The sequence below is a fragment of the Heyndrickxia sp. MSNUG genome, assembly GCF_049532715.1.
GTDB lineage: Bacteria > Bacillota > Bacilli > Bacillales > Cytobacillaceae > Mesobacillus.
The window spans coordinates 2284171-2307471 of record NZ_CP150978.1 but is presented as its reverse complement, the minus strand read 5'-3'; the positions used below and the strand labels follow the sequence as shown (position 1 = coordinate 2307471).

24 protein-coding genes are annotated in these 23301 nt (G+C 39.7%); 9 read left to right on the top strand and 15 right to left on the bottom strand.

The features are described from left to right. The first annotated feature begins 136 nt into the window (after positions 1-136). Positions 137-577, top strand: coding sequence for a cell wall hydrolase (locus AABM38_RS11490; RefSeq protein WP_423410504.1), 441 nt, complete (start codon positions 137-139; stop codon positions 575-577). Between the two features lie 152 nt (positions 578-729). On the opposite strand, the gene AABM38_RS11485 is transcribed toward AABM38_RS11490, so the two are convergent. The 3 genes from AABM38_RS11485 to AABM38_RS11475 form a co-directional block, all read right to left on the bottom strand. Further along, the gene (locus tag AABM38_RS11485) at positions 730-1383 is read right to left on the bottom strand and encodes a DsbA family oxidoreductase (protein WP_423410717.1); all 654 of its coding nucleotides are present in this window, start codon (positions 1381-1383) and stop codon (positions 730-732) included. Between the two features lie 139 nt (positions 1384-1522). Then, positions 1523-2095 (bottom strand): histidine phosphatase family protein, encoded by a 573-nt coding sequence (locus tag AABM38_RS11480; protein WP_423410503.1) that lies wholly within the window; start codon positions 2093-2095, stop codon positions 1523-1525. A gap of 124 nt (positions 2096-2219) precedes the next feature. Next, positions 2220-2372, bottom strand: coding sequence for a hypothetical protein (locus tag AABM38_RS11475; protein WP_335377607.1), 153 nt, complete (start codon positions 2370-2372; stop codon positions 2220-2222). 284 nt (positions 2373-2656) lie between these two features. On the opposite strand from AABM38_RS11475, the gene AABM38_RS11470 reads away from it, so the two are divergent. The 4 genes from AABM38_RS11470 to AABM38_RS11455 all read left to right on the top strand — a co-directional run bounded on the left by AABM38_RS11470 (position 2657) and on the right by AABM38_RS11455 (position 5611). Beyond that, positions 2657-3562, top strand: coding sequence for a hypothetical protein (locus tag AABM38_RS11470; RefSeq protein WP_423410502.1), 906 nt, complete (start codon positions 2657-2659; stop codon positions 3560-3562). Positions 3563-3808: 246 nt separating this feature from the next. Then, positions 3809-4054, top strand: a complete 246-nt coding sequence (locus AABM38_RS11465; RefSeq protein ID WP_423410501.1) for a hypothetical protein — start codon at positions 3809-3811, stop codon at positions 4052-4054. A 34-nt stretch (positions 4055-4088) separates the two neighbouring features. Next, a complete protein-coding gene (locus AABM38_RS11460) occupies positions 4089-4766 on the top strand; it encodes a diphthine--ammonia ligase (protein WP_423410500.1) in 678 nt (225 codons plus the stop codon). A 260-nt stretch (positions 4767-5026) separates the two neighbouring features. After that, positions 5027-5611, top strand: coding sequence for a hypothetical protein (locus AABM38_RS11455; protein ID WP_423410499.1), 585 nt, complete (start codon positions 5027-5029; stop codon positions 5609-5611). A gap of 132 nt (positions 5612-5743) precedes the next feature. Here the strand turns inward: AABM38_RS11455 and AABM38_RS11450 are convergent, their stop codons facing one another. The 9 genes from AABM38_RS11450 to helD form a co-directional block, all read right to left on the bottom strand. After that, entirely contained in the window at positions 5744-7282 is a 1539-nt protein-coding gene (locus tag AABM38_RS11450) for a DUF4145 domain-containing protein (RefSeq protein WP_423410498.1), read from the bottom strand. 339 nt (positions 7283-7621) lie between these two features. After that, positions 7622-7894 (bottom strand): hypothetical protein, encoded by a 273-nt coding sequence (locus AABM38_RS11445; RefSeq protein ID WP_423410497.1) that lies wholly within the window; start codon positions 7892-7894, stop codon positions 7622-7624. Positions 7895-8335: 441 nt separating this feature from the next. Beyond that, entirely contained in the window at positions 8336-8575 is a 240-nt protein-coding gene (locus tag AABM38_RS11440; RefSeq protein WP_423410496.1) for a hypothetical protein, read from the bottom strand. A gap of 156 nt (positions 8576-8731) precedes the next feature. Then, positions 8732-9193, bottom strand: coding sequence for a MarR family winged helix-turn-helix transcriptional regulator (locus tag AABM38_RS11435; RefSeq protein WP_423410495.1), 462 nt, complete (start codon positions 9191-9193; stop codon positions 8732-8734). A 15-nt stretch (positions 9194-9208) separates the two neighbouring features. Then, positions 9209-9691 (bottom strand): glutathione peroxidase, encoded by a 483-nt coding sequence (locus AABM38_RS11430; RefSeq protein ID WP_423410494.1) that lies wholly within the window; start codon positions 9689-9691, stop codon positions 9209-9211. 206 nt (positions 9692-9897) lie between these two features. Continuing rightward, the gene (locus AABM38_RS11425) at positions 9898-10776 is read right to left on the bottom strand and encodes a proline iminopeptidase-family hydrolase (RefSeq protein ID WP_423410493.1); all 879 of its coding nucleotides are present in this window, start codon (positions 10774-10776) and stop codon (positions 9898-9900) included. A gap of 33 nt (positions 10777-10809) precedes the next feature. Then, positions 10810-11730 carry a DMT family transporter gene (locus tag AABM38_RS11420; protein WP_423410492.1) on the bottom strand — a complete coding sequence of 307 codons (921 nt, stop codon included), beginning with the start codon at positions 11728-11730 and terminating at the stop codon, positions 10810-10812. Between the two features lie 339 nt (positions 11731-12069). Continuing rightward, complete coding sequence (locus AABM38_RS11415) at positions 12070-12483, bottom strand: hypothetical protein (protein WP_423410491.1); 414 nt, start codon at positions 12481-12483, stop codon at positions 12070-12072. 241 nt (positions 12484-12724) lie between these two features. Continuing rightward, positions 12725-15055 (bottom strand): RNA polymerase recycling motor HelD, encoded by a 2331-nt coding sequence (gene helD / locus AABM38_RS11410; RefSeq protein ID WP_423410490.1) that lies wholly within the window; start codon positions 15053-15055, stop codon positions 12725-12727. Between the two features lie 534 nt (positions 15056-15589). Between helD and AABM38_RS11405 the strand changes: the two genes are divergently transcribed. Continuing rightward, positions 15590-15913 (top strand): hypothetical protein, encoded by a 324-nt coding sequence (locus tag AABM38_RS11405; protein WP_423410489.1) that lies wholly within the window; start codon positions 15590-15592, stop codon positions 15911-15913. Between the two features lie 80 nt (positions 15914-15993). Here the strand turns inward: AABM38_RS11405 and AABM38_RS11400 are convergent, their stop codons facing one another. Continuing rightward, positions 15994-16623: a VanZ family protein gene (locus AABM38_RS11400; protein ID WP_423410488.1), complete on the bottom strand. Its 630-nt coding sequence runs from the start codon at positions 16621-16623 to the stop codon at positions 15994-15996. 220 nt (positions 16624-16843) lie between these two features. Here AABM38_RS11400 and AABM38_RS11395 point away from each other — a divergent pair, with 220 nt between their 5' ends. Next, entirely contained in the window at positions 16844-17998 is a 1155-nt protein-coding gene (locus AABM38_RS11395; protein ID WP_423410487.1) for a thermonuclease family protein, read from the top strand. 181 nt (positions 17999-18179) lie between these two features. Further along, positions 18180-19088, top strand: coding sequence for a nuclease-related domain-containing protein (locus AABM38_RS11390; RefSeq protein WP_423410486.1), 909 nt, complete (start codon positions 18180-18182; stop codon positions 19086-19088). A 609-nt stretch (positions 19089-19697) separates the two neighbouring features. On the opposite strand, the gene AABM38_RS11385 is transcribed toward AABM38_RS11390, so the two are convergent. Both AABM38_RS11385 and AABM38_RS11380 read right to left on the bottom strand, forming a co-directional pair. Further along, positions 19698-20576: an N-acyl homoserine lactonase family protein gene (locus tag AABM38_RS11385; protein WP_423410716.1), complete on the bottom strand. Its 879-nt coding sequence runs from the start codon at positions 20574-20576 to the stop codon at positions 19698-19700. A 297-nt stretch (positions 20577-20873) separates the two neighbouring features. Continuing rightward, positions 20874-21005: a hypothetical protein gene (locus tag AABM38_RS11380; RefSeq protein WP_423410485.1), complete on the bottom strand. Its 132-nt coding sequence runs from the start codon at positions 21003-21005 to the stop codon at positions 20874-20876. 221 nt (positions 21006-21226) lie between these two features. Here AABM38_RS11380 and AABM38_RS11375 point away from each other — a divergent pair, with 221 nt between their 5' ends. Further along, a complete protein-coding gene (locus tag AABM38_RS11375; protein ID WP_423410484.1) occupies positions 21227-23251 on the top strand; it encodes a YhgE/Pip family protein in 2025 nt (674 codons plus the stop codon). The last annotated feature ends 50 nt before the right edge of the window (positions 23252-23301 follow it).

Genomic DNA, 23301 nt, shown 5'->3' with positions numbered 1-23301 from the left:
ATCGCTTTATTTCCATCGATTATAAATGCCTTTCTGTTTCCACAAGGTAGGTCCCCATGCTTCTTTTTCTCTGTTCCAATCCTGTTAACATTTTTGCAGTCATCGGTTAATACAATTCTTTTAGAGGTGATGAAAAGTGCCAAGAGTGAAATATGTCGATAGTGATGTTGCTTTAGTGGCTAGGATGATGCGGGCAGAAGCTGAAGGCGAAGGTCGACTCGGGATGATGATGGTTGGCAATGTAGTAGTAAACAGATTAAAAGCCAATTGTTTGGATTTCAGAGATTTAAGGACAATACCTCAAGTAATTTTTCAAATTCAAGGAGGAAATTATTCTTTTGAAGCAGTACAAAAGGGGAATGTGTTTTACAACAGAGCAAGAAGTGTAGAAAAAAGATTAGCAAAACAAATCCTGGACTATTGGAGAGAACATCCTTCCAAGTATGCCCTTTGGTATTTCAATCCCTATGCTCCATGCCCGCCTACATGGTACGATCAGCCATTTGCAGGTCAATTTAAACAACATTGCTATTACGAACCAAAGCCTAACACATGTGATGGAGTATATATTGGATAGAAGCAAAGGGACGCTCCCTTTGCTTCTTTTTAATGTAGGGTGTTCAATACAAAACATCAAAACTCTGTGATAACTCAACTTAATAAACAGAAGCGTAAGATACGTCCCTGTGCTTCTCTTAATAAACAGAAGCACAAGAAACGTCCCCGTTCTTACTTTTTGGGAATTTCACACCCATTTTCATCACACAGTTCGCCGTCCTGGGTGTTTAGAACTGTGATTTGATTTTCTGCGATGACCTTTGTCAATGCTTGGACAAATGCTTCAGTCGGCTGTGCACCTGTGAGGGCGTATTTTTTATTGATGAGGAAGAATGGGACACCGGTGATGCGATACTGCTGTGCGGTTTGCTCATCGGCACGGACTTCATCTGACATCTCATCGCTGGCGAGCATTTTCGCAACAGCTTCCCGATCTAATCCAACCTCCACAGCTAATTCCGTCAAGGTTTCATGATCACCGATATGTTTTGAATCAGTAAAATAAGCACGTAAGATGCGTTCAGTCATTTCATGCATCAATCCATGCTTTTTAGCAAACATCGTTAAGCGGTGAGCATCAAAGGTATTGGTTAAAATAACCGTATCCAGATGATACTCCAACCCAGCTTCCTTCGCCATTTGTTCCATGTTTTGAAGGTTGCCTTTTGCCTGATCGATACTCATTCCATATTTTTTCGCCAATAATTCCGGCATGTCTTCTTTTATATCTTTCCCCATTGTTGGATCCAATTCAAAGCATCGGTAAGTAACTTCGATTGGATGGTCAATCTGCTGAATAGCGTCCTCCAGACGCTTTTTGCCAATATAGCAGAATGGTCAAGCGTAGTCCGTCCACATTTCAATGTGCAACATGTAAATCACTCCTATCCAGTATTTCTACTATAGTATAGGTGTTAACCTAATAATTTACACGAGATTTGATTCGGGAACCAAAACACTTTAATCAGCTTCCCCACAATCTATTGACCTCCATCAATTTTTCTTCTTCAAATGTCATTCTGTATACATCAGGTTTTGATAGTTGATGTAAAAAATTTAAATTGTGCCGGCTATCAAAATACGCCAACATCAAGGTCATGACGGCCCCATGAGTGCCTATTGCCACTTTCCGCCCTTGGCAGCTCGTTAATATTTCTTTTAAAACCCTAATAGCCCGTTCCTGGCAAGCCTTATTGGAATCCCCTCCTGGCAGCGCATATTCAGCATCTACGAAGGATTTTTCTAATAACGGATATAATTCTTCATCGGAAAGCCGTTTGTCTCCTTCTGAAAAAACTCTCTCTTTAAGATCTTCAAAAAGTAACACTTCTTTTCCGGAAAGCTCAGCTAACTCCTGAATCGTCAGGACCGCTCTGCTGTATGGACTCGAAGCAAAAACCTCAATCTCTTCTTCTTTTAGCAGCTCCGTTATTTCCTTGGCATCTCGCATTCCTTTTTCCGTTAACCCTCTCGTTCTTTCATTTTCGCGGTTTTTAGGTGAATCACCATGTCTCACAAGGTATACAAAAGTTTGCATGCTGTTCCTCCAGCTTATTTACACTATGTAAAAGTATTTTTATATACTGATTCAACAAGATCACCAAATTACCCTTTTCTATAAAAAAGAAGCCTTATCATCTAAGGCTTCAATAAAATGTATATTAATGCACCCGAATTTCCTCATAAAAATCTTCATCATGATGAACTCGAGTATGCTTTGATTCAATCCGTTCAAATTCATCCATTTCCATCCCATGATATGAAGCGCCCATCCACCAGTTTTTAAATTCAAAAATTAAATCGGATAACATCATGATTCCTCCCAATAGGGTTAATGGATTGTTTACGCTTTCATTATATCATGTGAATCTTTTCACGTGAGTATCTTCACATAATATACGGAATAGCAAAATTTTACTGAAAATATGATCGCACTTCAATAGATATAACGGTCTAACGAAAACTTTCAAAGATGCTATTAAAAAATCCTTTAGATCTCTATTAAAACATTCACAAATTAGACAAAACTCTTATCCTATCACCATGTCCTTTCGCCCTCCTTTTCCTTATATAGACTGTGAAAGGGTGGTGCATTAAAATGACGATTAAATCAGGTGTCATTGAAGGATTTGAACAGTATTCACAGTTTGCTACTATAGGAGAGTTCAACAGCCATTTAGAAATGTGGATGGTGGAATTCAAAAAGGAATTCACGAAGGGAGAATTAGTTGGTTTGAAACGCCTCGCTCGTTTTTCCGCTAAGGTTCCAGGAGTATGCAATGCGAAGATTGGCACGGTATTAAAGGCGATTCATGAGGAATATAAGGACTTGGGAATCTCCCGTTCTACTTTTAAAAGAATGATCATAAAAGCAAAGAAGCTTGGCATTTTCACTGTACATGAAACCGAGCGAAAAAACGGCTCACAATCAAGCAATCTTTATGTGTTCAATTGGTTCTATAATAATAACGAACCACCTAAGAACAAAATAATGGACCACCATAATAAAACTATCAGTCTTTTAAAAACTAACATTAAAAAGAATAATAAACGTGAACAAACAGCTCCTGCAGAACAAATAGCTCAACCTGTAGAAAAAGCAACAAGACCTGGAAAAACCATAGCTGCAGCTCCTGAAAAAGCACCAGAAGACCATCTATTTGTAAGTGACAGAATTCCAAAACCATTTGTCGAATTGGCAAAATACTTCTTCCCTGCTGCAAAATCCATTGAAGAATTCTGGAGAATGACAACCATAGCTGCCTACCGCAACCATCTCGAAAATGATGAGGAAACTAAATTATCCGTATCACTCGACTCGTTCAAACAACTTGTCCGTAAGTTAAAATTAAAAACACCAGTCAAGAATCCAATCGCCTATTATACCGGAATCCTGAACAAAAAGTTCCAGGAGATCTATTTTGAGGAGCTATTTGCGATCGGATTTTGCAGGGAGCAAAGGGACGTATCCGTTGCTCCTTCAGAAGACTGGTGCTCATTATAGAATATTGAACACCGGTGAAAAATCCATTAAAAAAACAGAAGCATAAGGTACGTCCCTATGCGTCTGCCCCCCTTAAACCGTTACGAGTATTTACGAACAATCGAAAAGGAACTAACATTAGTTAAGAGAATGTTTTTTGATACAACCTTTAATTAAAATACTTTGGCAGGCTTTAATGATCCATAATGCTAGTTGTAGAAACATAAAATGTGTCTGACTATGGATTTTGTTAAAATGGAGGCTGAAATGGATAATATCGATAAAAGGAATCGTTTGAAAGAGGAACCTTTTAGTTATCGGGTAAATAAAGACAATACAGTTTTTATCGACTATTACGGAAATCAGGTAAAAATCTTGAAAGGCAAAGAAGCGGAGAAATTCTTAGAAAAATTGAATGGTGCGGCGGATACTCAGGCTGCACAATTAATGATGGCCAAGGTGACCGGGAATTTTAAAAGAGGAAATGAACGGGATGGCGGCAAAAAGAAATAAAATTGATCACTATTCGGTAAGGGTGTGAAAAACAATGCATGAGAAAAAAGTTGCGGTAAGCTGGAGCGGCGGAAAAGATTGCTGCCTTGCTTTATATCGAATGCTGCAAGAAAACAAGAATGTCGCTTGTCTAGTGTCGATGGTCTCTGAAAATGATGCCAGGAATCATGCGCATGGGATAAAACTAGAAATCTTAAGATTACAGGCGGAAGCTTTGGGATTGCCATTGATTTTAGTGGATTCTGCAGGTGATTATGAACGGTCTTTGATTAATTCGCTTACCCAATTAAAGGACCAGCATGGTATTGAGGAGATTGCATTTGGCAGTTTATATGCCGGTGAAGATCGAAAATGGAATGAAGAGGTAGCGTATAAATCTGGGCTGGCTCCCCTATTTCCTGTATGGATTTCTCCAGAGGTATCATCAAAGCTCCTGAAGGATTTTATCTCACTCGGTTTCTCAGCGGTAGTTTGTCGTGCTTCTGTTAAAAATTTTGATCGTACCTGGCCCGGTAGAATGCTTGACTTGAGCTTTTTCGAAGAAATCCAGAAACAAGACATATGTGTAATGGGCGAATTCGGAGAATATCACACATTCGTATTAGACGGACCGATTTTTCAAAAGAAAGTGAGTTTAACAGAATCCAGAGTTGTTTTGAATTCTGGACTTTGGTCATTAGATATTAGTCAGTGCCAGTTAGTTGAGAAATGATGGCATTCCTTTTTTGGAATTCACTCCTAAAAAGAACAGGCTCCCATTTAAGATTAAGGACGATTACAAGGTTCCGCTTTTTCCACAACTTGATAAACTAATCAATGGACCTTGGTTTTTCTATAGAAGTGGTTAAATGGACAAGAGCAGGGAATCCATTGAAAGATTCTATCATAAAAGGAAAGTAAAAGGACACATAAAATATAAGAAATTTGGAACGATAAAAGGAGGAAACTTGTTTTTTAAAGGATGAACGAATAGTGGACGGACGCCGTATTAAAGAATTCGATAAAATTTTGAAAATGGGAAAAGAAGGGCAAGAAGCATTAAATCATTACTGGCTGGATTACGCACTTTATACTTCGTTAGAATATTGGATTATGGTTACGCTTCTAATTGCTCCTTTAATTATTCTTTTTTTCAAAATTGATAAAGGCAAAATTTTTTTCATGGGCTTTTTCGGATACAGTATACATATGATTTTCGGCTATATCGACTTGTTCAGTAGGAATTTAGGATTAGTAAATTATCCATTTCCGGTTATTCCGATGTTACCGGGTTTGTCCATTGATTCGAGTTTCGTTCCTGTTACATTTATGCTCGTTTATCAATGGGCATTAAATCATCAAAAAAATTACTATATCTATATGGTGTTGACTTCGGCCATTCTGGCATTTGTTTTCAAGCCCCTTTTAGTAGGTCTGGGACTATTCAAACTATATGGTAACACGAATTATTTTTATCTATTCGTATGTTATCTTATTGTAATAGCAATTGCTAAGTTCATTACAAATGTGTTCTTATGGATGGAAAAGAAATTTAATAACAGAAGGAAATCAAGCTGAATGTAATTAGTTTTGTAGGAGCAAAGGGACGTACCCTTTGCTTCCTTTGATAACTAGTGTTCAGCACAAAATTGAATCCCGGCGAAAAATTCCCTTAATAAAAAGAAGCATAAGGTACGTCCCCATGCTTCGTTATTCACCCTGTAAAAGCGGAATATCCACTTCCACTCCCAGACGAGTCAATATCTTCCCAAGTGTCTCAAGCCCTGATTTAGGATTGATTTTAGTCTCCAAATAATAGATGTCCCCTGTCAATTGGGACTGATAAGTATGCAGCTGTGCAAACGGTCTGTTGTCAGGATGGATTGGCTGCAATGCAATCGCATACCGCTTTCCGTTATCAGTCGAACCAAGTACAATTCCTTCTTTCACAAGAGCATGAAGTGGCAGCTTGCGTTCTTCTAACCATCTAAGTGCTTCCTTCCAAATAGCAGGTACACTATCACCGCGAATCACTCCGCTGCCATCTCCCTGTCTCACATTCACATATAAGGATTCCCACTTTTTATAGCTCTTCCGACTTTCGTTAAAATGGTCCTCATTATTCGCATCAGCTTTTTCATTCAGCTTGCCTTTAAGCTGCTCAAACAGCTTCTCCACTGTCCCAACCCCAACATTCTCGTACTTTGCCAGGATCACAAGCTCCTTCGGCAGCTGTCCGACAGTTTCAATCTGGTCTTCATTTAGCTGCCTCAACAGACTTGGAATACCAGTGAATTCATCAGCAGTCAACGGCACCTTCGATAATTCCTCCGTTACGACTAGATGATTCGCTTTGTAAAAGAAGAACAGTTCCCCAGGCCTCTTTAAGGTTAGGTTTCTGCGTGCTTTTTCCTCTTCGATAAACGTATGCAGCTCCTCGAACAGCTGCTCATCATTTTTCTCACTGTAACGCTTCACATTTTTATATAGGCCTTCAAGATTATTCGGCAGTTCACTCATGATCCGCGCTTCCTGTTCGGCACCAAGTCGAATGAGGAAAGTCTCTGATTTATCAAAGCGCTGCGGCAAAAGAAAAGCATCTCGCAGGAAATAAGGAACATCAAGCTTTCGGCCTTTATAAGAAATCGTGCGGATTGGCGTGAAGCCTGGTGTTTCCTGTACATCGACAACTGGAGCTGCCACAGCTGCAGCCACTTCTTGCTTCGCTGTTTTCTCTGCTGGTTTCTGCCCCGAATTCTTGAGCAGCTCCTCCAGTCCTTTCAGCCTGACTTCAAGCTCAGACATATCAAACACCTTTTCCACCTGTGGCGATGGATCCTGGTATTCTGGAACGATGACCTCAACAGGACCGTATACCTCAACATACCATCGAACGATACTGTACAAAGCCTCCCATGATAAAAGAGCCTCTGAATAGCGGAACATACGCGCATCATGTGCCGCCTGGTTCCCCAGTCTCCTCACCAGGTGAAGCGCATCGCGAATATCAGGAATCAGGTACCCGTTATCATTCAGCATATCCAGCCGTTCCTTCAAATTCGTTCTCGGATCTTCAACAAGCTCCTCAGCCTGACTTACTTGCTGCAAAATATTTTCAATAAAAACCCTTGAGTGCGTCAGCATTGTCCTCGGGCTGGTAAAAATACTGTTCTCTAATTCCTTCGCCAGCAGCGCCAGCTCCTTGGAAATCGGCTCTAAAAATTGATAGAAATATGTATTTGTGTTCATCCTAAATCCCCCGGTAATAGTCTATCTAAATTTTATCATAAGATTAATTGAAAAGATGATGGTAGAAGAAACTGGCAGACAAAAAGAAAAAACCTCACATCATTTTAAACGGAAATTTTTGCTTACAGAAATAAATTGGGGAATGAAAAAAATCGCTTAACAGAAGCGTTAAGCGATTTTTATTTATGTTCGAGTCCATCATTAACTAAAGTACTCGATATTTTAAGTATATGATTTCACAAAGTTAGTACATAAAATGTCCTCTTACTGTGTAATATGATGATAGATAAATGCGATTTAGAGATTATTGGGGATCAAAAAAAGGAGCTAAATCGCTCCTTATTGGTTTTTCAGTATGCGTTTAAAGTCTTTGATTTCACTTTCTTGCTTCACTGACCTAGCTGCTAAAGTATCAATGACCCTTTGTTGGTCTTCTAATGTGTCTTTAAGTTCCTCTGTCTTTTCATCAATATGCTTCTCAACACTTTCAAAGTATGGTCCAAGACCATTGATAAGATTACCTTTGATACTCGAAACGTCTTTCTTTAATTCTTGCTGTCCTTCTTTAAGTTCTTTTAACTCATTGAGAATTAACTTTAGAGTTTCTTCCATTAAAACCACTCCGGCTCCGATTTCTTTCTTATATTATACCATGTTCATATTAAGGAAAAGTATTTAAATCTATAATTTTCTTTCTCAATTTGTGTCTACTACACATTTAAAAGCGCTACTTTCTTATTCCATACTGCATCTTATCATTAATAAGAAGTTCTTCAAAAAACTATTGATAAGCATTTACACACCCGTTAATTAAACTCAGATATTTCTATCAATCAACCAATTCAACAGAAAGAGTATTTATTAAAGAGGCTTAAATCCTTCAAAGTAAAATGGTTTATTAATGTTCACAAAAGAAAAGAAAAGAAAAGAACCAATCGCCGGCACAGCAATTTGGTCTACAAAGCCAATAACATTTTTCATTCAACAAACATTACATTTTACTTTGCAATTTGATAGGTATTCGAACGAGTTTCAACATTGAGCGGTTGATCATTAAGCATATCGAATTCCAGCAGCCTTCACTTTATTAATATCACCAGAACTGCAAGGAGTCACCCCATAAGTCATTCCGCATTCTGGACAATCCATTACGACCGTTTCCAGAATGAACATCTCACCGCACTCACAAACGATGTTATGAGCAATCTTTGGAGCAAGATCCTTCTTCCCTTTACTTTTTACATGATCAACAATCGCCTTGCCATCTTCCAGACGTGAACATCCACAACTCATGATAAAAACCCCTTTATGCCATTCTTAAATTACTTTTAAAATAGCATAAATAATCACCAGCTAATATGTGAAAAGTCACACAGAAGCAGAGGGACGTATCTTTTGCTCTTTCTCACAAGATGCCGCTGAACTGCATCATTGCATGGGTTTTCTAAACTAATTAGAAGCTCGAGAAGCGTCCCCGAGCTTCTGTCTATTCAATTTATTTCGAAGCACTCTTAACTGAGTCATTAATTGCTCATATTCTTCATACTCGATATTGCATGTTTGCATTTGGGTGGCAATTTTTTGCACGATTGCCTGTTTCTCTTCCATGGCTTTAGGTTGAAGAGAAATACTCACTTTTCTTTCATCTATTGCAGACCGCTCCTTTTTCACCCAACCGTTCGCTTCCATTCTTTTGATCATAGGTGTCAAGGTGCCTGTGCCTAAGTTCAACTTTTCTCCAAGCTCTTTTGCGGTAAGGTCATTTTTCTCCCACATAGCCAATAACACTAAGTACTGTGGATAGGTCAGCCCGAATGAATCGAGCGCTTTAGTGTATAATTTGTTAAACTGGCTTCCTGCTTCATAGACAGCAAAGCACAGTTGATTTTCCAGGGTTAAAAAATCCTTCAAATGACTCATCCTTCATTAAGATTGAATTAGTTTCGCGATATCCTTCTCAATTTTATCCGGTTCAGTAGTTGGAGCATAGCGTTTTACCACTTCTCCATTTTGATCAACAAGGAACTTCGTGAAATTCCATTTAATATCCTTAGAAAGCAGACCGCTTTTTTGATCCTTCAGGAAAGTAAAAAGAGGTTCTTCGTTTTCACCATTCACATCGATTTTTGCAAACATAGGAAAAGATACACCGTAATTCAGCTGGCAAAATTCCGTTGTCTCCGCAATATCGTCAAACTCCTGGTTGTTGAACTGACTACATGGAAACCCGAGTATTTCCAACCCTTCATTCTGATATTTATCATACAGCTCCTGCAGACCTTTAAACTGACCCGTCAATCCGCACTTACTTGCAGTATTAACGATTAACATTGGCTTTCCCTCGAAATCCCTGATTGCTTTCGCCTCACCATTCGTTTTTTTAACAGTAAAATCGTATATAGATGTCATTTTTATGTCCTCCTCTTATATGGTAAAAACCTTTAATTATATCGTGGGCGATTTAATCGTACCAGATTTTATTTCCCATTACAAATCTCAGTGCTCTTTCATTTTCCAAGTAAAAAAAGGCAATGCAAACAGCTGCATTACCTTTTAATCAATCTTATAAAGCAGGGGTCATATCACCCTCTAAAAAACTCAATCATAAATGAAGGTTATTCTTCGATCTCTTCAACCTTTTTAAGAAAACCACCAATGACCTGCATGAACTCTTCTCGTTCTTCCATATATGCCATATGCGCACTGTTCTCAAACACGTGGAACTTAGAATTTGGCGTCACGCTGCTATAATACTCCGTCGTTTCAGGGGTAGCCTCATCAAATCGGCCACAAGTATAAAGCGTTGGACAGTCAATCTCGTTCAATTGGGAGGTGCAGTCAAACGTCTTAAGATTCCCAAGCACTGTAAATTCTGAAGGACCCCACATCGTTTGGTAGACCTCTGGATTCTTCATCCCAGCACCTGCCTTGATCCACTCAAAATCAGGCTCCCCACGGTACACAAACTCCTTGCTAAAAGCCCCAATAGCCTCCTTGAATTCCGCAGAATCCGTCGTACCCTCCGCCTCACAGCGTCTGATTGTCTCCTGCACTTCATCGGGCAGCTTCGCAATATTCCGTTTCTGATCCTCTTCCCATAAAGGAGCACTCAAACAAGGACTAGAGAATATCACACTCTTCACACCACTCGGCTTCGTAAGCATATAAGCAGCTGCAAGCGTCGTACCCCAAGAATGACCAAGGATATGCACTTCTTCCAGCTTTAATGCCTCTCTCACCTGGCCAAGCTCCTCAACAAACCGGTCAATATTCCAAAGAGAAGTGTCCGTCGGACGGTCCGATTTCCCGCAGCCCAATTGATCATACATAATGACCGGACGATCCTCGCTAAGCGCTTTTAACCCTTTCAACGAATAAGTCGATGAACCTGGTCCTCCATGTAAAATAATCACTGGGGTTCCTGTCGCTTCTAGATTATAAATTTCGTAGTAGACTTTCCCTCCCGTTACTTCAACAAAACCATCTTGGTACATTCCAATATCCCCCTTATGTATAACTATCTATGATTATACTTCTTTTGCATATTGAACCGCTTTCTTTTTGGTAAAAGAAGTGATAAAAACCCCGATAAAAACGAGACAGCCTCCAATAATTTGCGGAACGGTAATAACCTCATCGAGAACAAGGAAGGCTGCAATCGAACCAAAGACAGGAATCAAATTTAATGAAATCGATGCCTTTGATGGCCCAATCAAAGCAACGGCACGATTCCATAACAAAAACGAACAGATAGATGGGAAAATCCCAATATAAATAAGAGCACTCCAATCAGTTATCGAAGGCGCTTTAACCGGAACAATCGACAGCTCAATAGCGACAGGAAGAATCATCACCACAAAACCAATCGCCAAGGTAAAGCCAAAAATCGCCATCGAAGGCATTTTACCAGAAATCTTTCTGATAAAAATAGAATATAAAGCCCATGAGATCACAGCCAGAACCATAATCAAATCACCTATATTAAAATGCAAATCCATCAATCGATCGTATGAGCCCTGCGTGATGACAAATAGTACACCAATAAAGGAAACCGCCATCGACACCCAGTATTTCAGCTCCATTTTCTCTCCAAGCAAAAGCGCAGATAAAAGAAAGATGAACATAGGACTCGTGCTGTTCAGCAAGGTGGCATTGATTGCCGACGTGTAATGGACCGCCCAATAAATCAACAAATTGAAACCAATCACTCCTGTTACCGCCAGGAATAACAACAGCTTAAAATTCGCCCGAAACACAGTCATATCCCGCTTGAAAAGCCTTATGATCACCGGTGACATAATCAGGACCCCAATAGACAATCGAATGAACGAAATCGTCACTGGTGGAAGAGAAGTCGCAAGGAACTTACCAGCTACTGCGTTCCCTCCCCAGAATAGGGCCGCTACAACTAGGAGTAAATATGGGGCGTTGCTAAGTCTTTGGATCAATATCTATCCCTCCCCTTTTTCAACCGAGTATTAGGTGTAATTCACTACCCTATTTCACACGGAGGCAATTTAGTTTTTATTCTACATAGGAAAACAATTACCTTCTAACATTAGTCTATAATCATAAATAAAAACACTAGAAGCAAAGGGACGTAACCTTTGCTCATTCTCCCAGATTCCATAGAACTGCATTGTTGCTTATGATTTCTAAAATAATTTAGAAGCACGAGATACGTCCCCTTGCAACCTTTCACTTCCTATCCCTTCGTAGAAACTAGCCGAATACTAAATATAAAAAAACGCCCGCCTTGTATCCAACAGGGCAGGCATCCTATTTACCTATATTTTGTGTTTTGATATATTTACGAATTCAGTTATTTTCCTTTGTAATTCGTCTGAATTTGGGTGTTTTGAGATAATAAGGCGATAGATTCTATCCAGGTACTCAAATGAATTAATTTTAGATACCTGTTGCTTTAATGAGTTATCATCGTACCCCTCATTATCAAGCAAAAAGAAAATATCCTCTCTCCGCATATCTCTTCTTGTTTGTTCTTTAATTTCTTCTTGTATTTCCCTGAACGCATCGGTCAATATAAACACCTCCAGCATTTTTTGTTGCATTTCTTTCGAAACAATCATATTGGTTAAACCAATTATAGCACCGATTATATATCCTCTGTCTTCCTTTAGTTTGCTGGCAAGTTCTACTGATTGCAATGCCCTTTGTTCCCTGTCCTCTTTTGTATTCATCAGGGGACTTAAGATCAAGTTAACTTTATCGGTGTTCGATAAGGGTTGGTCTGATTCAATTTTTTTAAATAGGAAATTGAAAATTGAATCTCCATCTATCTGATACAAATAAATATGCTCGACATTATATGCAAATGAACCGGCATTGATCTCTTTTTTAGGTTTACCTTAAAGGTTTTGAGCTTAATATCCACTGAATGGTTCTATCTAGAAAAAAGAAGCACTAGATACGTCCCTTTGCTCACACTTGGACAAACCCTTCCCGCAAACCAATACGCAAAAACGGACTCGGTTCCCCTACGCTGTATAGCTGCAGATAATGCATGGCTCTTGTGCAGGCGGTGTAGAATACTCTGCGCAGACTCTCATCACCGTACACATCCTCCGATGCATCATAAATGATGACGGCATCGAATTCTATGCCCTTTGACAAATACGACGGTATGACAACGACTCCTTGCTCATATTCTATCGAGCCGCTCTTTATGAGTTTAATATCATCGATGCTGGACAGGGACTGGTAGGCACGTATACTTTCCTCAGCAGATTTGCATATGATTGCAATGCTTTGATAACCAAGACTCCTTAATTCCGCGACTTTGGAGGCAATGTGGCTGTGCAGTTCTGTGTGATGTGCCAATTGTGTCAGCACAGGGCGCTCACCTTCGCGTTCAAAAGGGATAATCCTTCCGCCGTTCGGAACAAGACTTCGTGTTAATTCGATGATCGGTTTTGTGGATCTGTAGCTGCGTGACATATTAATCACTTCGGTTTCATCCGGTCCGTAAAGGCTGGAAAGTGTATGAAAATCTCCCATTTCGCTGGCATGGGCGAAGATCGCCTGATTAAAGTCGCCAAGCACGGTCATTCGTGCCGCTGGAAACAAACGCTTCAAAAACTCGAATTGAAATGGTGAATAATCCTGTGCCTCATCAACAACGATATGTTTGATCGAACTGTTCGTCTGGAAGCCTAACATCAGCTCTTTCATTAACAGAAAAGGAGTAGCATCTTCATAAAACAGCTTCCCTTCATCAAGCATTTCCACTGTTGATCGGCAAATTTCCGGCCATTCCTTTGGTACTTCCCGGTCCATCCACTTTTTGTCAGCCTCCGTGAAAAACTGCTTATAGATCTCTTTAATGTTAACGAAAAGATATGCCTTGATCCGTTTCCTCAAAGGCTTTAACTTCTGGCGAACAATCAAACGGGCTAGCGCTTCATCCTCGATTTCATAATCATGAATCGCCTCTCCACTAAAGCCGCGTTTTTTCGCCAAGTGGGTATATGCCTTATGATATTCCTCATCGCTAAGCAGCTCGATTTCCTCCTGAACCCATGGCCTCTTCCGTTCGAGCTTCTCGGCTTCATCTATTTGCTTGATGAGCCAATCCTTCAATTTTTCAAGTCTGCTATGGAAACGCAGCGAGGTGTCGCTGCTATAAAATCTGTCTGCTATTTGTTCAGACGTAACAATCTGTTCTCCTCTAAACCGGATGCTCTTGAATAACATGCCGGATAACTCAAGCGACTTCCTGTATGATTGAATCGCCTCAAAAAAATCGGCAGATGCCTTGAAGCGAATGCTGGCAACCCTCGACTTGTAAGACGGTGCACTCACTGCAGTTAAAACATATTCCAATTGGTCGTATGGGTTTTCAACTTGAAACTCTTTACTCAGGCGATGGTCCAAGTACTGCTGAAATGTGACCTGCTGCATATTCTCTTCTCCAAGTTCCGGAAGCACATTCGACACATAACTGTTAAACATCGAATTAGGCGAAAAAAGAATGATTTGATCCGCATTCAGATGATCCCGATATTTGTAGAGTAAAAATGCAATCCGCTGCAGGGCAGCCGATGTCTTGCCGCTTCCAGCCGCACCGTGAACAATGAGCAGCCTTCCGCGATCATGACGGATGATCCTGTTTTGCTCCTGTTGAATGGTCGCAACGATATTATGCATTTGTTTGTCAGTACCTTTACCAAGAACCTCCTGTAATATCTCGTCTCCAATCGTAAGACTCGTATCGAACATTGATTGAAGAACGCCGCCGCGGATAAGATATTGCCACTTTTTCTCTAATTCGCCCTGGACTATGCCCCCGGGTGTTGTATACATAGCCGGACCTGGCTGGTAATCGTAGTAGACACTTGAGACCGGAGCCCTCCAGTCGTAGATCAGGAAATCTTCGCCACTAGGATCAGTTAACGAGGAGATACCAATGTAGATTTGTTCTGGAGTGGAAGTACCTTCTTCCTTAAAATCGATCCGCCCGAAGTAGGGAATTTTCTGCATTCGACGCAGCGTGGCCAAACGCTTGGATGCATGTCTGTGAGTACTCTGGCTTACTGAAAGAGCTTGTGCTTCCTGCCTTAAGCCGATGATGGTCTCAAGGAAATCATCAAATGTATCTGTATTCACCTTGACTTCATCCCAAAAATGCCTGCGAATCTGGACAACCTCATTCCTGCGTCTGGCCGTTTCCTCCTCCAATCGGTTCATATCAGCCTTAATGGTCCCAATAACCTTGTTCACTCGTTTTTGCTCCTGCTTAAATTCCGAATTCATAGCAACACCCCTAAATTTTTTTTATATTAGAGTTGACTTACGAATCAATTTCATTGTATAATTAAAATAAGGAAAACTATATTTATTATTAATTACACAACGTATATCTATATAAATCTACCATAGGATCAGATTTATTTCAATGTAATTCTGTGATTCTCTATGTAAAAAAGAGCAGTAATTTTACGGTACCAACGTAAAATTACTGCTCTTTTTATATTTCAATTTAACTGCCCCTTTTGATCAATTATTTCAAAAAATGGTTTCTCTGCGACGAACCAGATATAAACTAAAGACTTTCCACAGCTAACCCGTTCTTTATTTAAAAATTAGTTGTCTGTTCAAAATTCAAGACTCTTAGCCAACCACATAAACCACTGTTGGCAAAGTAGGATTCTGCTCCATTGTGGTACACAAAATGAGTTTATTTCAGCTTAAAACTCCTTCTGAACCTATCTGGAGTATATTCCTTAGTTATATTCATCCTTGGACAGGCATATTGTTTTAATGTAATCTCAATCAAAGGAGTAAATTATGAAACAAACATTCGGGTTGTTAAGTCTAATGTTACTATGTATTTATTTGGTTTTTAATAACTCCGCCATTTCTCAGAAAAACTCTAACATTGAATCCATAGAAACAGATGCACCTGTTCAAGACGATCAAAATGCAAATGGTGACGTCTCCGAGCTCCTCCTGCCTGAGTTAGAATATATCCACCAAAAAGATGAAGACGAAGAAGTGGACGGATATATCGTAGAAACATACAGAGAGTATGAAATTTACAAGGATAAGTATGGAAACATCAGAAAACAAGTTCCCACCTCAAACTTTGACTATATAAAGTATAAAAAATAGGGGACGTACCCTTTGCTTCTTTTTAATATTAATTGAATAAAGGGTTTTAATTGAAACTCTAATGAGGGAATCTATATAGATTATGGAAGCATCAGATACGTCCCTAGCTTCCTCAATACTTTAATGTCTAATTTGTTTCCAATTTTAAAAATAACTACATAAACCAGATATCCAATTACTGTACCTAATACATTAAAAATTACATCGTCTATATCTGTGATTCGTCCCCAACCACCTCCAAATCTCTGGAAGAGTTGTAAGAGCTCTATGGTTACTGATGCAGACAGGCCTAATAATGAAACAGCTTTAAAACTCCTGAGCCTTTTCCATAAAATCGGTGCCAAAAATCCCAAAGGCATCAACAATAAAATATTGCCCCCTACATTTCTGATAATCAGGTAAACCATAAAAAGCACATCTCCGTCATAAGCCGTCCCTATTTGATTGATATTTTCGATAACGCTGATTAGCGGCACGATATTCATAGATTGTAAAAAATCTCCGTTTTGATATTGGAATCCTATTGGAAAAGGAAATAAAGTGACAGAAATAACCATGACAAGAGAGAGATTAAAAAGGAATATAATGATTTCCCTTATCCATTGGACATTTAACTGATTTCTGTATCGCCTCCCAATGAACAGCCCCCGCAGCACAACATAACAAAGAACTCCTATGAAAATAAAAAAACTGCCATTTATTAAAATCAAACTCTTTACATCCCTTCTTGCCTAGTTATCCTAATTTTACCATAAAAATAGCAGTCTAGCTTTCAACGATTATTTTGCTCGCTTCTGAATGTATAACCTTTACTCAACACTCACAAAAGGAATTATTTTTCGAATACTTAGTTTTTATAAGAAAACTTAATTTTCCATACCTCCCTTTCCATTTAATTGGTATAATTTCATTAGATAAATTAAGGGGGAAATGAAAATTAAGATTGTAAAACTAGTAATCATGATTGTTGTTCTTTTATTCCTGTTGTTCTCATCATTTGCTGCACCCATCGGCCTGATCGGCGTTGCCATTTATCTTGCCGGCATGTGGCTCTTTTTCCTTAAGCTAAAAGGCAAAAGCTATTCCGAAAAACCGTGGATGTTCTTAACAGCAGGCGCTATTATCACAGTTATATTGGTTTTGATTTTCGTCGAGCCTGCTCCTGAAGAGACAAAGGCCGATGTAAAATCGGAACAGCTACCAAAGAAAGATGCCGAAAAACTGAAAAATGAGCAGATAAAGAAAGAAAAAGAAGAAAAGAAAGCAAAAGAATTAGCTGAACAGAAAGCAAAGGAAGAAGCTGAAGAAAAAGCTAAATTAGAGGCCGAAGCGAAAGCAAAAGCTGAAGAAGAGGCAAAAGCGAAAGCTGAGGCAGAAGCGAAAGCTCAAGAGGAAGCCACACTTGAAAAATTAGGTCTGATGGCAGTCACTGTTGGCCGTGTCGTAGATGGAGATACGATTGAAACAACCGATGGCCAAAAAATCCGCTTCATTGGTGTCAACACACCCGAATCAACTACAAAGACAGAACCGTTCGGAAAAGAAGCAAGCAACTATACGACTTCCAAGCTAGACGGCCAAAAAGTCTGGATCCAGAAAGACGTCAGTGAAACCGACCGTTATGGAAGACTGCTGCGAATCATCTGGCTAGCCATCCCAACAGACGACACGAATGAAACCGAAATCCGCACAAAAATGTTCAATGCGGATTTGGTTCTTAATGGATATGCAGAACCATCAACCTACCCGCCCGATGTGAAATACAGTGAATACTTCGTCATGTTTGCAAGAGAAGCACGCGAATCAGGCACCGGCCTCTGGGCATATGGAACAGACGGTACTACCAAAGGAGATCTTGATCCAAGAGCCGTCGCAAAAGCACCAGCAACAACACCGAGCAAATCGAACACTACGACCACAAAGCCAGCTGCAACTACAACAGCACCTGCAAGGAGCAGCCAGCCAGAATACTTTGCAAACTGTACCGAACTTAGGAAAGTGTATCCGAATGGAGTACCTTCGACTCATCCAGCTTATCAACCTAAGATGGACAGGGATAAGGATGATTTTGCGTGTGAGCGTTAATAAAAAACAGAGCCTGTTTATTAGCAGGCTCTTTTTAGTTCGTTTAAGAACATCCTCCATACTTGACTTAATTAATGAATGACTGGTAATGAAAAAGTTCAATAAAATGTTAAAACTCACATAAGGAATTGCTAGGAAAATTTTATAGAATGAGTTTAACTATATTGAAAGGATGTGGGTTATGTTACTCAAAGAACGGCACGAACCAGCAGAGCTAGTCCTTCTACGTTACTTGAACACACGAATACAATTAACTATTAAGGAAAAGTATTATTTATCAAACCTGGAAAAAGGATTTGAAGGAGAAGTTAAATTTGACCTCATGGCAGAAAGAATTGATGAAGAGAGATATATCATCAATGACTTGCTGCTAGAGATTAATAATTCTTTTTTTCAAATTGACACGTTGATTATTTCACAAGGAATGATTCATTTATTAGATATCAAAAATTATGAAGGGAATTGCTACTTAGCCGATGACAAGCTTTACAATGTGACCACGGGGCGAGAATATAAGAATCCACTTAATCAATTGGAAAGAAGTGAAGGTCTCTTCCGTCTCCTTTTGCAAAACCTCAAGTTTAATTTTCTCGTTGAATCCTCCCTAATCTACATTAATCCTGAATTCACTCTATATCAAGCCCCAATGGACAAACCCTATATTTTACCTACTCAGGTACCTGGATTTTTAAGAGGTTTAAATCAAAACCCATCCAAGTTAGGTGATAGCCACAAGAAACTGGCTGAGAAATTAATTTCGTTGCACATAACAAAGAACCCTCATACTTCCCTGCCAACATATACTTATGACCAACTAGAGAAAGGTTTGTATTGTAAAGATTGCAAGTCGTTTGCAACTTCTGCTATAAATTATGACATTGTGTGCAGCAGGTGTGGTAGTCATGAGAAGATTGAACATGCTATTAAAAGAAATGTCGAGGAATTTAAACAACTTTTTCCTGACAGGATGGTCACTACTCAAAATATTTATGAATGGTGTAAAGTGAATTTGAGTAAAAGAACAATTTCCAGAGTTTTAAAGAAAAACTATACCAGCGTTGGACATACACGTGATACCCACTATAAATAGATCCAACATACTTTTCAGGGTGCCCTTTTTGAACATGTGTTTTCTAGTGTTTAACAGAGTGCGAGTTTCATTGTTACATCTTTGAACCTGTTCACGCTTTTCCTGTCCAATAGAGCTCCGCTTCCGACAGCTTTGAACCTGTTCACGCCTTTCCTGTCCAAATAGAGCTCCGTTTCTGACAGCTTTGCACCTGTTCACGCTTTTCCTGTCCGAATAGTGCTCTGTTTCTGACAGCTTTGCACCTGTTTACGCTTTTCCAGTCCGAATAGTGCTCCGTTTCTGACAGCTTTAAATCGGTTCACCCTTTTCCTGTCCAAATAGAGCTCCCTTTCTGACAGCTTAGCACCTGTTTACGCTTTTCCTGTCCGAATAGTGCTCCGTTTCTGACAGCTTTAAATCTGTTCACGCTTTTCCTGTCCAAATAGAGCTCCGTTTCTGACAGCTTTGCACCTGTTCACGCTTTTCCTGTCCAAATAGAGCTCCGTTTCTGACAGCTTTGCACCTGTTCACGCTTTTCCTGTCCGAATAGTGCTCCGTTTCTGACAGCTTTGCACCTGTTTTTTAGCCAGAGAGTGTTGAAACTTTATCCGGCAATCCGTCTGTCTAATATTACTTAACAACCGTGACAATGCGATTCTTGCCAACTTGCTCTGTTTGGTATTTGTCAAATACTGCAATATCATGTCCCGGGATGATGAAATCAACATTCCCTCCGACCAATTTATTTACTTTATGAATGGACAAGAGTTGTTCAACATTATCAAGTCCAAGTCCCAGCGGTTTGTAGTTGATCGCATTTTCGTATGTGTACACCACATCCTGGGTAAGCACATACATACCTTTCTTTGTCTCAACCGTAACAGCCTGCGTGCCAAATGTATGGCCCTTGGCTTGATGGAGCTTTACTCCTTTTGTTACTTCATAATTGTCCTCTTCGATCAGCGTCAACCTGTTTTCTGCAGCCACTTCTATCAGATCTTTAAGATGGTCCATATCGGTTGCCTGCCAAACCCAATCACGGACCTTTTCAGGCAGTGATAAGGAAGACACCCAGCCATCAAGCTCCTCTTTTTGGACATGAAATTGGGCCTTTGGAAACTGATCAATATTCCCGGCATGGTCAAAATGAAGATGGCTTAATATGATGATATCAATGTCATTTGGAGTTAAATTTACTTTTTTCAATACTTCGGCTGGTGCTTCGATATTCGTTCCACCAAATAATTTGGACCAATCCTTCTGGCCATCTTTTGCATCATTTCGATAACCGATGTCAAAAAGAATATTGTGATCCTTGTTCTGAATTAAAATATAAAAGAATGGCAGATACGTCGTTCCTTGATTATGAGCCCCATAAACCAATCCAGATTTGGGATAATCTTTAATGCCTCCGTACTCAAGCAACTTTATGCTATAGACTCCTTTTTCTGATGCCAAAGCGCTTCCCGATAGGATAAATGAAAAAAGTAGAGCAAAAAGTAAGATCATTTTTTTCAATCTCAACCCCTCCTCCTCTTCGTTAAGATTTTATTCATTTATTAGGGTGTCCTTATTTAATTCGGAGCATGAATACACGGTAACCTGGATCACTCTAAAAGGGTGGATCTTTTGAAACACTGGATAAGCTCCTAAGTTATACAAGTTGCTCACCACTAAAAAAATTTGGCTATCTCCATTCCTAAATTGCTGACAATCTGCTTATGAGGTTGCTTCGATTTTGCGGAAAACAGCTCTTATAATAAAGATAAAAAAGAAGCACAAGAAACGTACTTGTGCTTCCATTTGTTACTTATTTTGTTTTTTCATAGCTTTTAACGCGACTTTTTCTAGGCCATTGTTTCTTTCTTTTGCAAATTCTTCATCTGCTTTTGGCAGGGCAGTATTGTGTTTTTCTTGCTTATTTTTATGATTAGCCATGTTTTCTCCACCTTTGTTATTTTATGATGCTATCAGGTTGTCACGAGTCATGTTCATGATAAAGTGATCCTGTCTATTGACCGGCCCACCCATCATTCTTAGTTTGCTTTTCTTTTAAGGGAAAATTCATCTCCCCCATTTAAACACTCCACAACAATCTTTGTATATTCCCTTTCCTCCTCCAAATACTAATCCTATTGTTTCTTTTTAGAGGTGGGTTCATGACGAATATCTGGCGCATTTATGTGAATGATTGGAAAAATATATTCCGTACACGTCCAGTTCTTTTATTGGTGCTGGGTCTCATGGTTCTGCCCTCTGCTTATGCGTGGATCAATATAAAATCAATGTGGGATCCATACGGGAATACATCTGGCATTCTTGTGGCAGTTGTGAACGAGGATGAAGGAGCAGTTGCTCTTGGGAATACGGTGAATGCAGGTGCGGAATTGGTGAAGAGTTTGAAGAAGAATAAGAAGCTGGGCTGGAGGTTTATGAACCGGGAAGCAGCGATTAGAGGAGTGAATCACGGGGATTATTATGCCTATCTCATCATTCCGGAAGATTTCTCTGAAAAACTAACGAGTATTATAGAAGCGAATCCTCAGAAACCGGAAATTACCTTCGGGGTGAATGAAAAAATCAATGCCATTGCTCCGAAAATTACCAGTTCAGGCGCTTCAGGCATCATGACTGAAATTAGTGACACTTTTACAAAAACGGTTGGAGACGTCATTTTCACTGTTTTTAAAAAGGCGGGGATTGAGCTTCAGAAGGACCTGCCTTCCATTCAAAAGGCAGAAAGCAAAATTCTTGAGCTAGAGAAGGCTTTGCCACTGATTGAAAAAATGGGCAGCAAGGCGATTGAATTAGAAGGAAAATGGAATCGGATCGAAGCTACAAGCCGACAAATAATTGAGCTTGAGAATCATATATCTGAGCTTGATCAAATGGGCGAACGCATTCTAAAAGTGGAAGAAGCTTTGCCTTTGATTAAGGACGGCGGCATTGCCATCACAGATCTAAACCAAAAGATAGAGGAAATCAAGCAAATCAACAGCGTTCTGGAGGAACTCATTGGGAATGTGTCCGAGGTTGAAAGGAACACCAAACAGGCAATCGATATCATGAAAGCAGAAAATGGGCCGGACAATCAAGAAAACACTGAGAATATGACCAGGCTTTTACAAACTTTAGAAAGCATTCAACTAAGTTTAGCGGAAACAAAAGCGAACCTTCTGCCACAAACAGAGGGAATTACAGACATGATTTCTTCAGCTGCTGATGCCTACCAAAACGATTTCCCTTTATTAGAGCAAAAAATCCATCAGACTGCCAATTTTGTCCGCAACGATTTAGACCGTTTGAAAGAGCAAATCCACGAGTCAGCAGCATTCGTGAAGTACAAGCTGCCGGAAGCAGGAAAAGTCATCCACCGGGCTGCAGACTTTGCACGAAATGATCTACCCGGTTTTAAAACAGACATCCATAAAGCAGCCGAGAAGATCCGAACCCTTAATAGGAATGTCAATATGAAGGATCTTATCGAGTTTTTAACACATGACCCTGAAAAGGAAAGTAACTTTCTCTCGAAACCAATTGTACTGAATACAAAAAGGATATTCCCTATCCCTAATTATGGCTCTGCGATGACTCCTTTTTATACAATGCTGGCATTATGGGTAGGCGCAACCCTGCTCATATCCTCTTTAAAAGTGGATGTCGAAGATTCCTTCTCCTATCGAGATTACCAAAAATATACTGGAAGACTACTCACCTTTTTAACGATCGGGATCACCCAGGCTGTAATCGTCACCTTAGGGGACTTATATCTCCTGCATTGTTATGTCGTCGACAAGCTTGCCTTTATCTTACTAAGTGTGTTCATCAGCATCGTATTTGTCATCATTACCTTTACTCTATGCGCAGTTTTTGGCAATATCGGAAAAGGCTTGGCCATCATCTTTTTGGTATTGCAAATTTCCAGTTCAGGATCCACCTTTCCTGTAAGTATGACCTCTGCTTTCTTTCAAGCATTGAATCCCTTCATGCCGTTCACCTATGTAATCAGCATGCTTCGAGAAGCAGTTGGCGGCATGATTCAGGAAATCGTCATAAGTGACATGCTTGCCCTGTTGTGCTTTGTCGGAATCAGCCTGCTTCTCGCACTCGTGTTGAAAAAACCTTTGAGTCGTTGGATCGAAAAGACTGCATTGATGGCAAAATCTTCGAAATTAATTCCATAATAAATGAATGGAGAATAACGGTTTTCCCCCGGGTATTAATGCACGATCGA

What these genes read in the sequence shown, in the direction of transcription:
- AABM38_RS11465 (WP_423410501.1), top strand. Translation starts at nt 3,809, where the DNA reads ATGGATAATATCGATAAAAGGAATCGTTTGAAAGAGGAACCTTTTAGT.
- AABM38_RS11470 (WP_423410502.1), top strand. Translation starts at nt 2,657, where the DNA reads ATGACGATTAAATCAGGTGTCATTGAAGGATTTGAACAGTATTCACAG.
- AABM38_RS11415 (WP_423410491.1), bottom strand. Translation starts at nt 12,483, where the DNA reads ATGAATACAAAAGAGGACAGGGAACAAAGGGCATTGCAATCAGTAGAA.
- AABM38_RS11380 (WP_423410485.1), bottom strand. Translation starts at nt 21,005, where the DNA reads ATGGCTAATCATAAAAATAAGCAAGAAAAACACAATACTGCCCTGCCA.
- AABM38_RS11385 (WP_423410716.1), bottom strand. Translation starts at nt 20,576, where the DNA reads ATGATCTTACTTTTTGCTCTACTTTTTTCATTTATCCTATCGGGAAGC.
- AABM38_RS11430 (WP_423410494.1), bottom strand. Translation starts at nt 9,691, where the DNA reads ATGACATCTATATACGATTTTACTGTTAAAAAAACGAATGGTGAGGCG.
- AABM38_RS11405 (WP_423410489.1), top strand. Translation starts at nt 15,590, where the DNA reads ATGAAACAAACATTCGGGTTGTTAAGTCTAATGTTACTATGTATTTAT.
- AABM38_RS11450 (WP_423410498.1), bottom strand. Translation starts at nt 7,282, where the DNA reads ATGAACACAAATACATATTTCTATCAATTTTTAGAGCCGATTTCCAAG.
- helD (WP_423410490.1), bottom strand. Translation starts at nt 15,055, where the DNA reads ATGAATTCGGAATTTAAGCAGGAGCAAAAACGAGTGAACAAGGTTATT.
- AABM38_RS11475 (WP_335377607.1), bottom strand. Translation starts at nt 2,372, where the DNA reads ATGATGTTATCCGATTTAATTTTTGAATTTAAAAACTGGTGGATGGGC.
- AABM38_RS11390 (WP_423410486.1), top strand. Translation starts at nt 18,180, where the DNA reads ATGTTACTCAAAGAACGGCACGAACCAGCAGAGCTAGTCCTTCTACGT.
- AABM38_RS11375 (WP_423410484.1), top strand. Translation starts at nt 21,227, where the DNA reads ATGACGAATATCTGGCGCATTTATGTGAATGATTGGAAAAATATATTC.
- AABM38_RS11480 (WP_423410503.1), bottom strand. Translation starts at nt 2,095, where the DNA reads ATGCAAACTTTTGTATACCTTGTGAGACATGGTGATTCACCTAAAAAC.
- AABM38_RS11395 (WP_423410487.1), top strand. Translation starts at nt 16,844, where the DNA reads ATGAAAATTAAGATTGTAAAACTAGTAATCATGATTGTTGTTCTTTTA.
- AABM38_RS11460 (WP_423410500.1), top strand. Translation starts at nt 4,089, where the DNA reads ATGCATGAGAAAAAAGTTGCGGTAAGCTGGAGCGGCGGAAAAGATTGC.
- AABM38_RS11445 (WP_423410497.1), bottom strand. Translation starts at nt 7,894, where the DNA reads ATGGAAGAAACTCTAAAGTTAATTCTCAATGAGTTAAAAGAACTTAAA.
- AABM38_RS11440 (WP_423410496.1), bottom strand. Translation starts at nt 8,575, where the DNA reads ATGAGTTGTGGATGTTCACGTCTGGAAGATGGCAAGGCGATTGTTGAT.
- AABM38_RS11425 (WP_423410493.1), bottom strand. Translation starts at nt 10,776, where the DNA reads ATGTACCAAGATGGTTTTGTTGAAGTAACGGGAGGGAAAGTCTACTAC.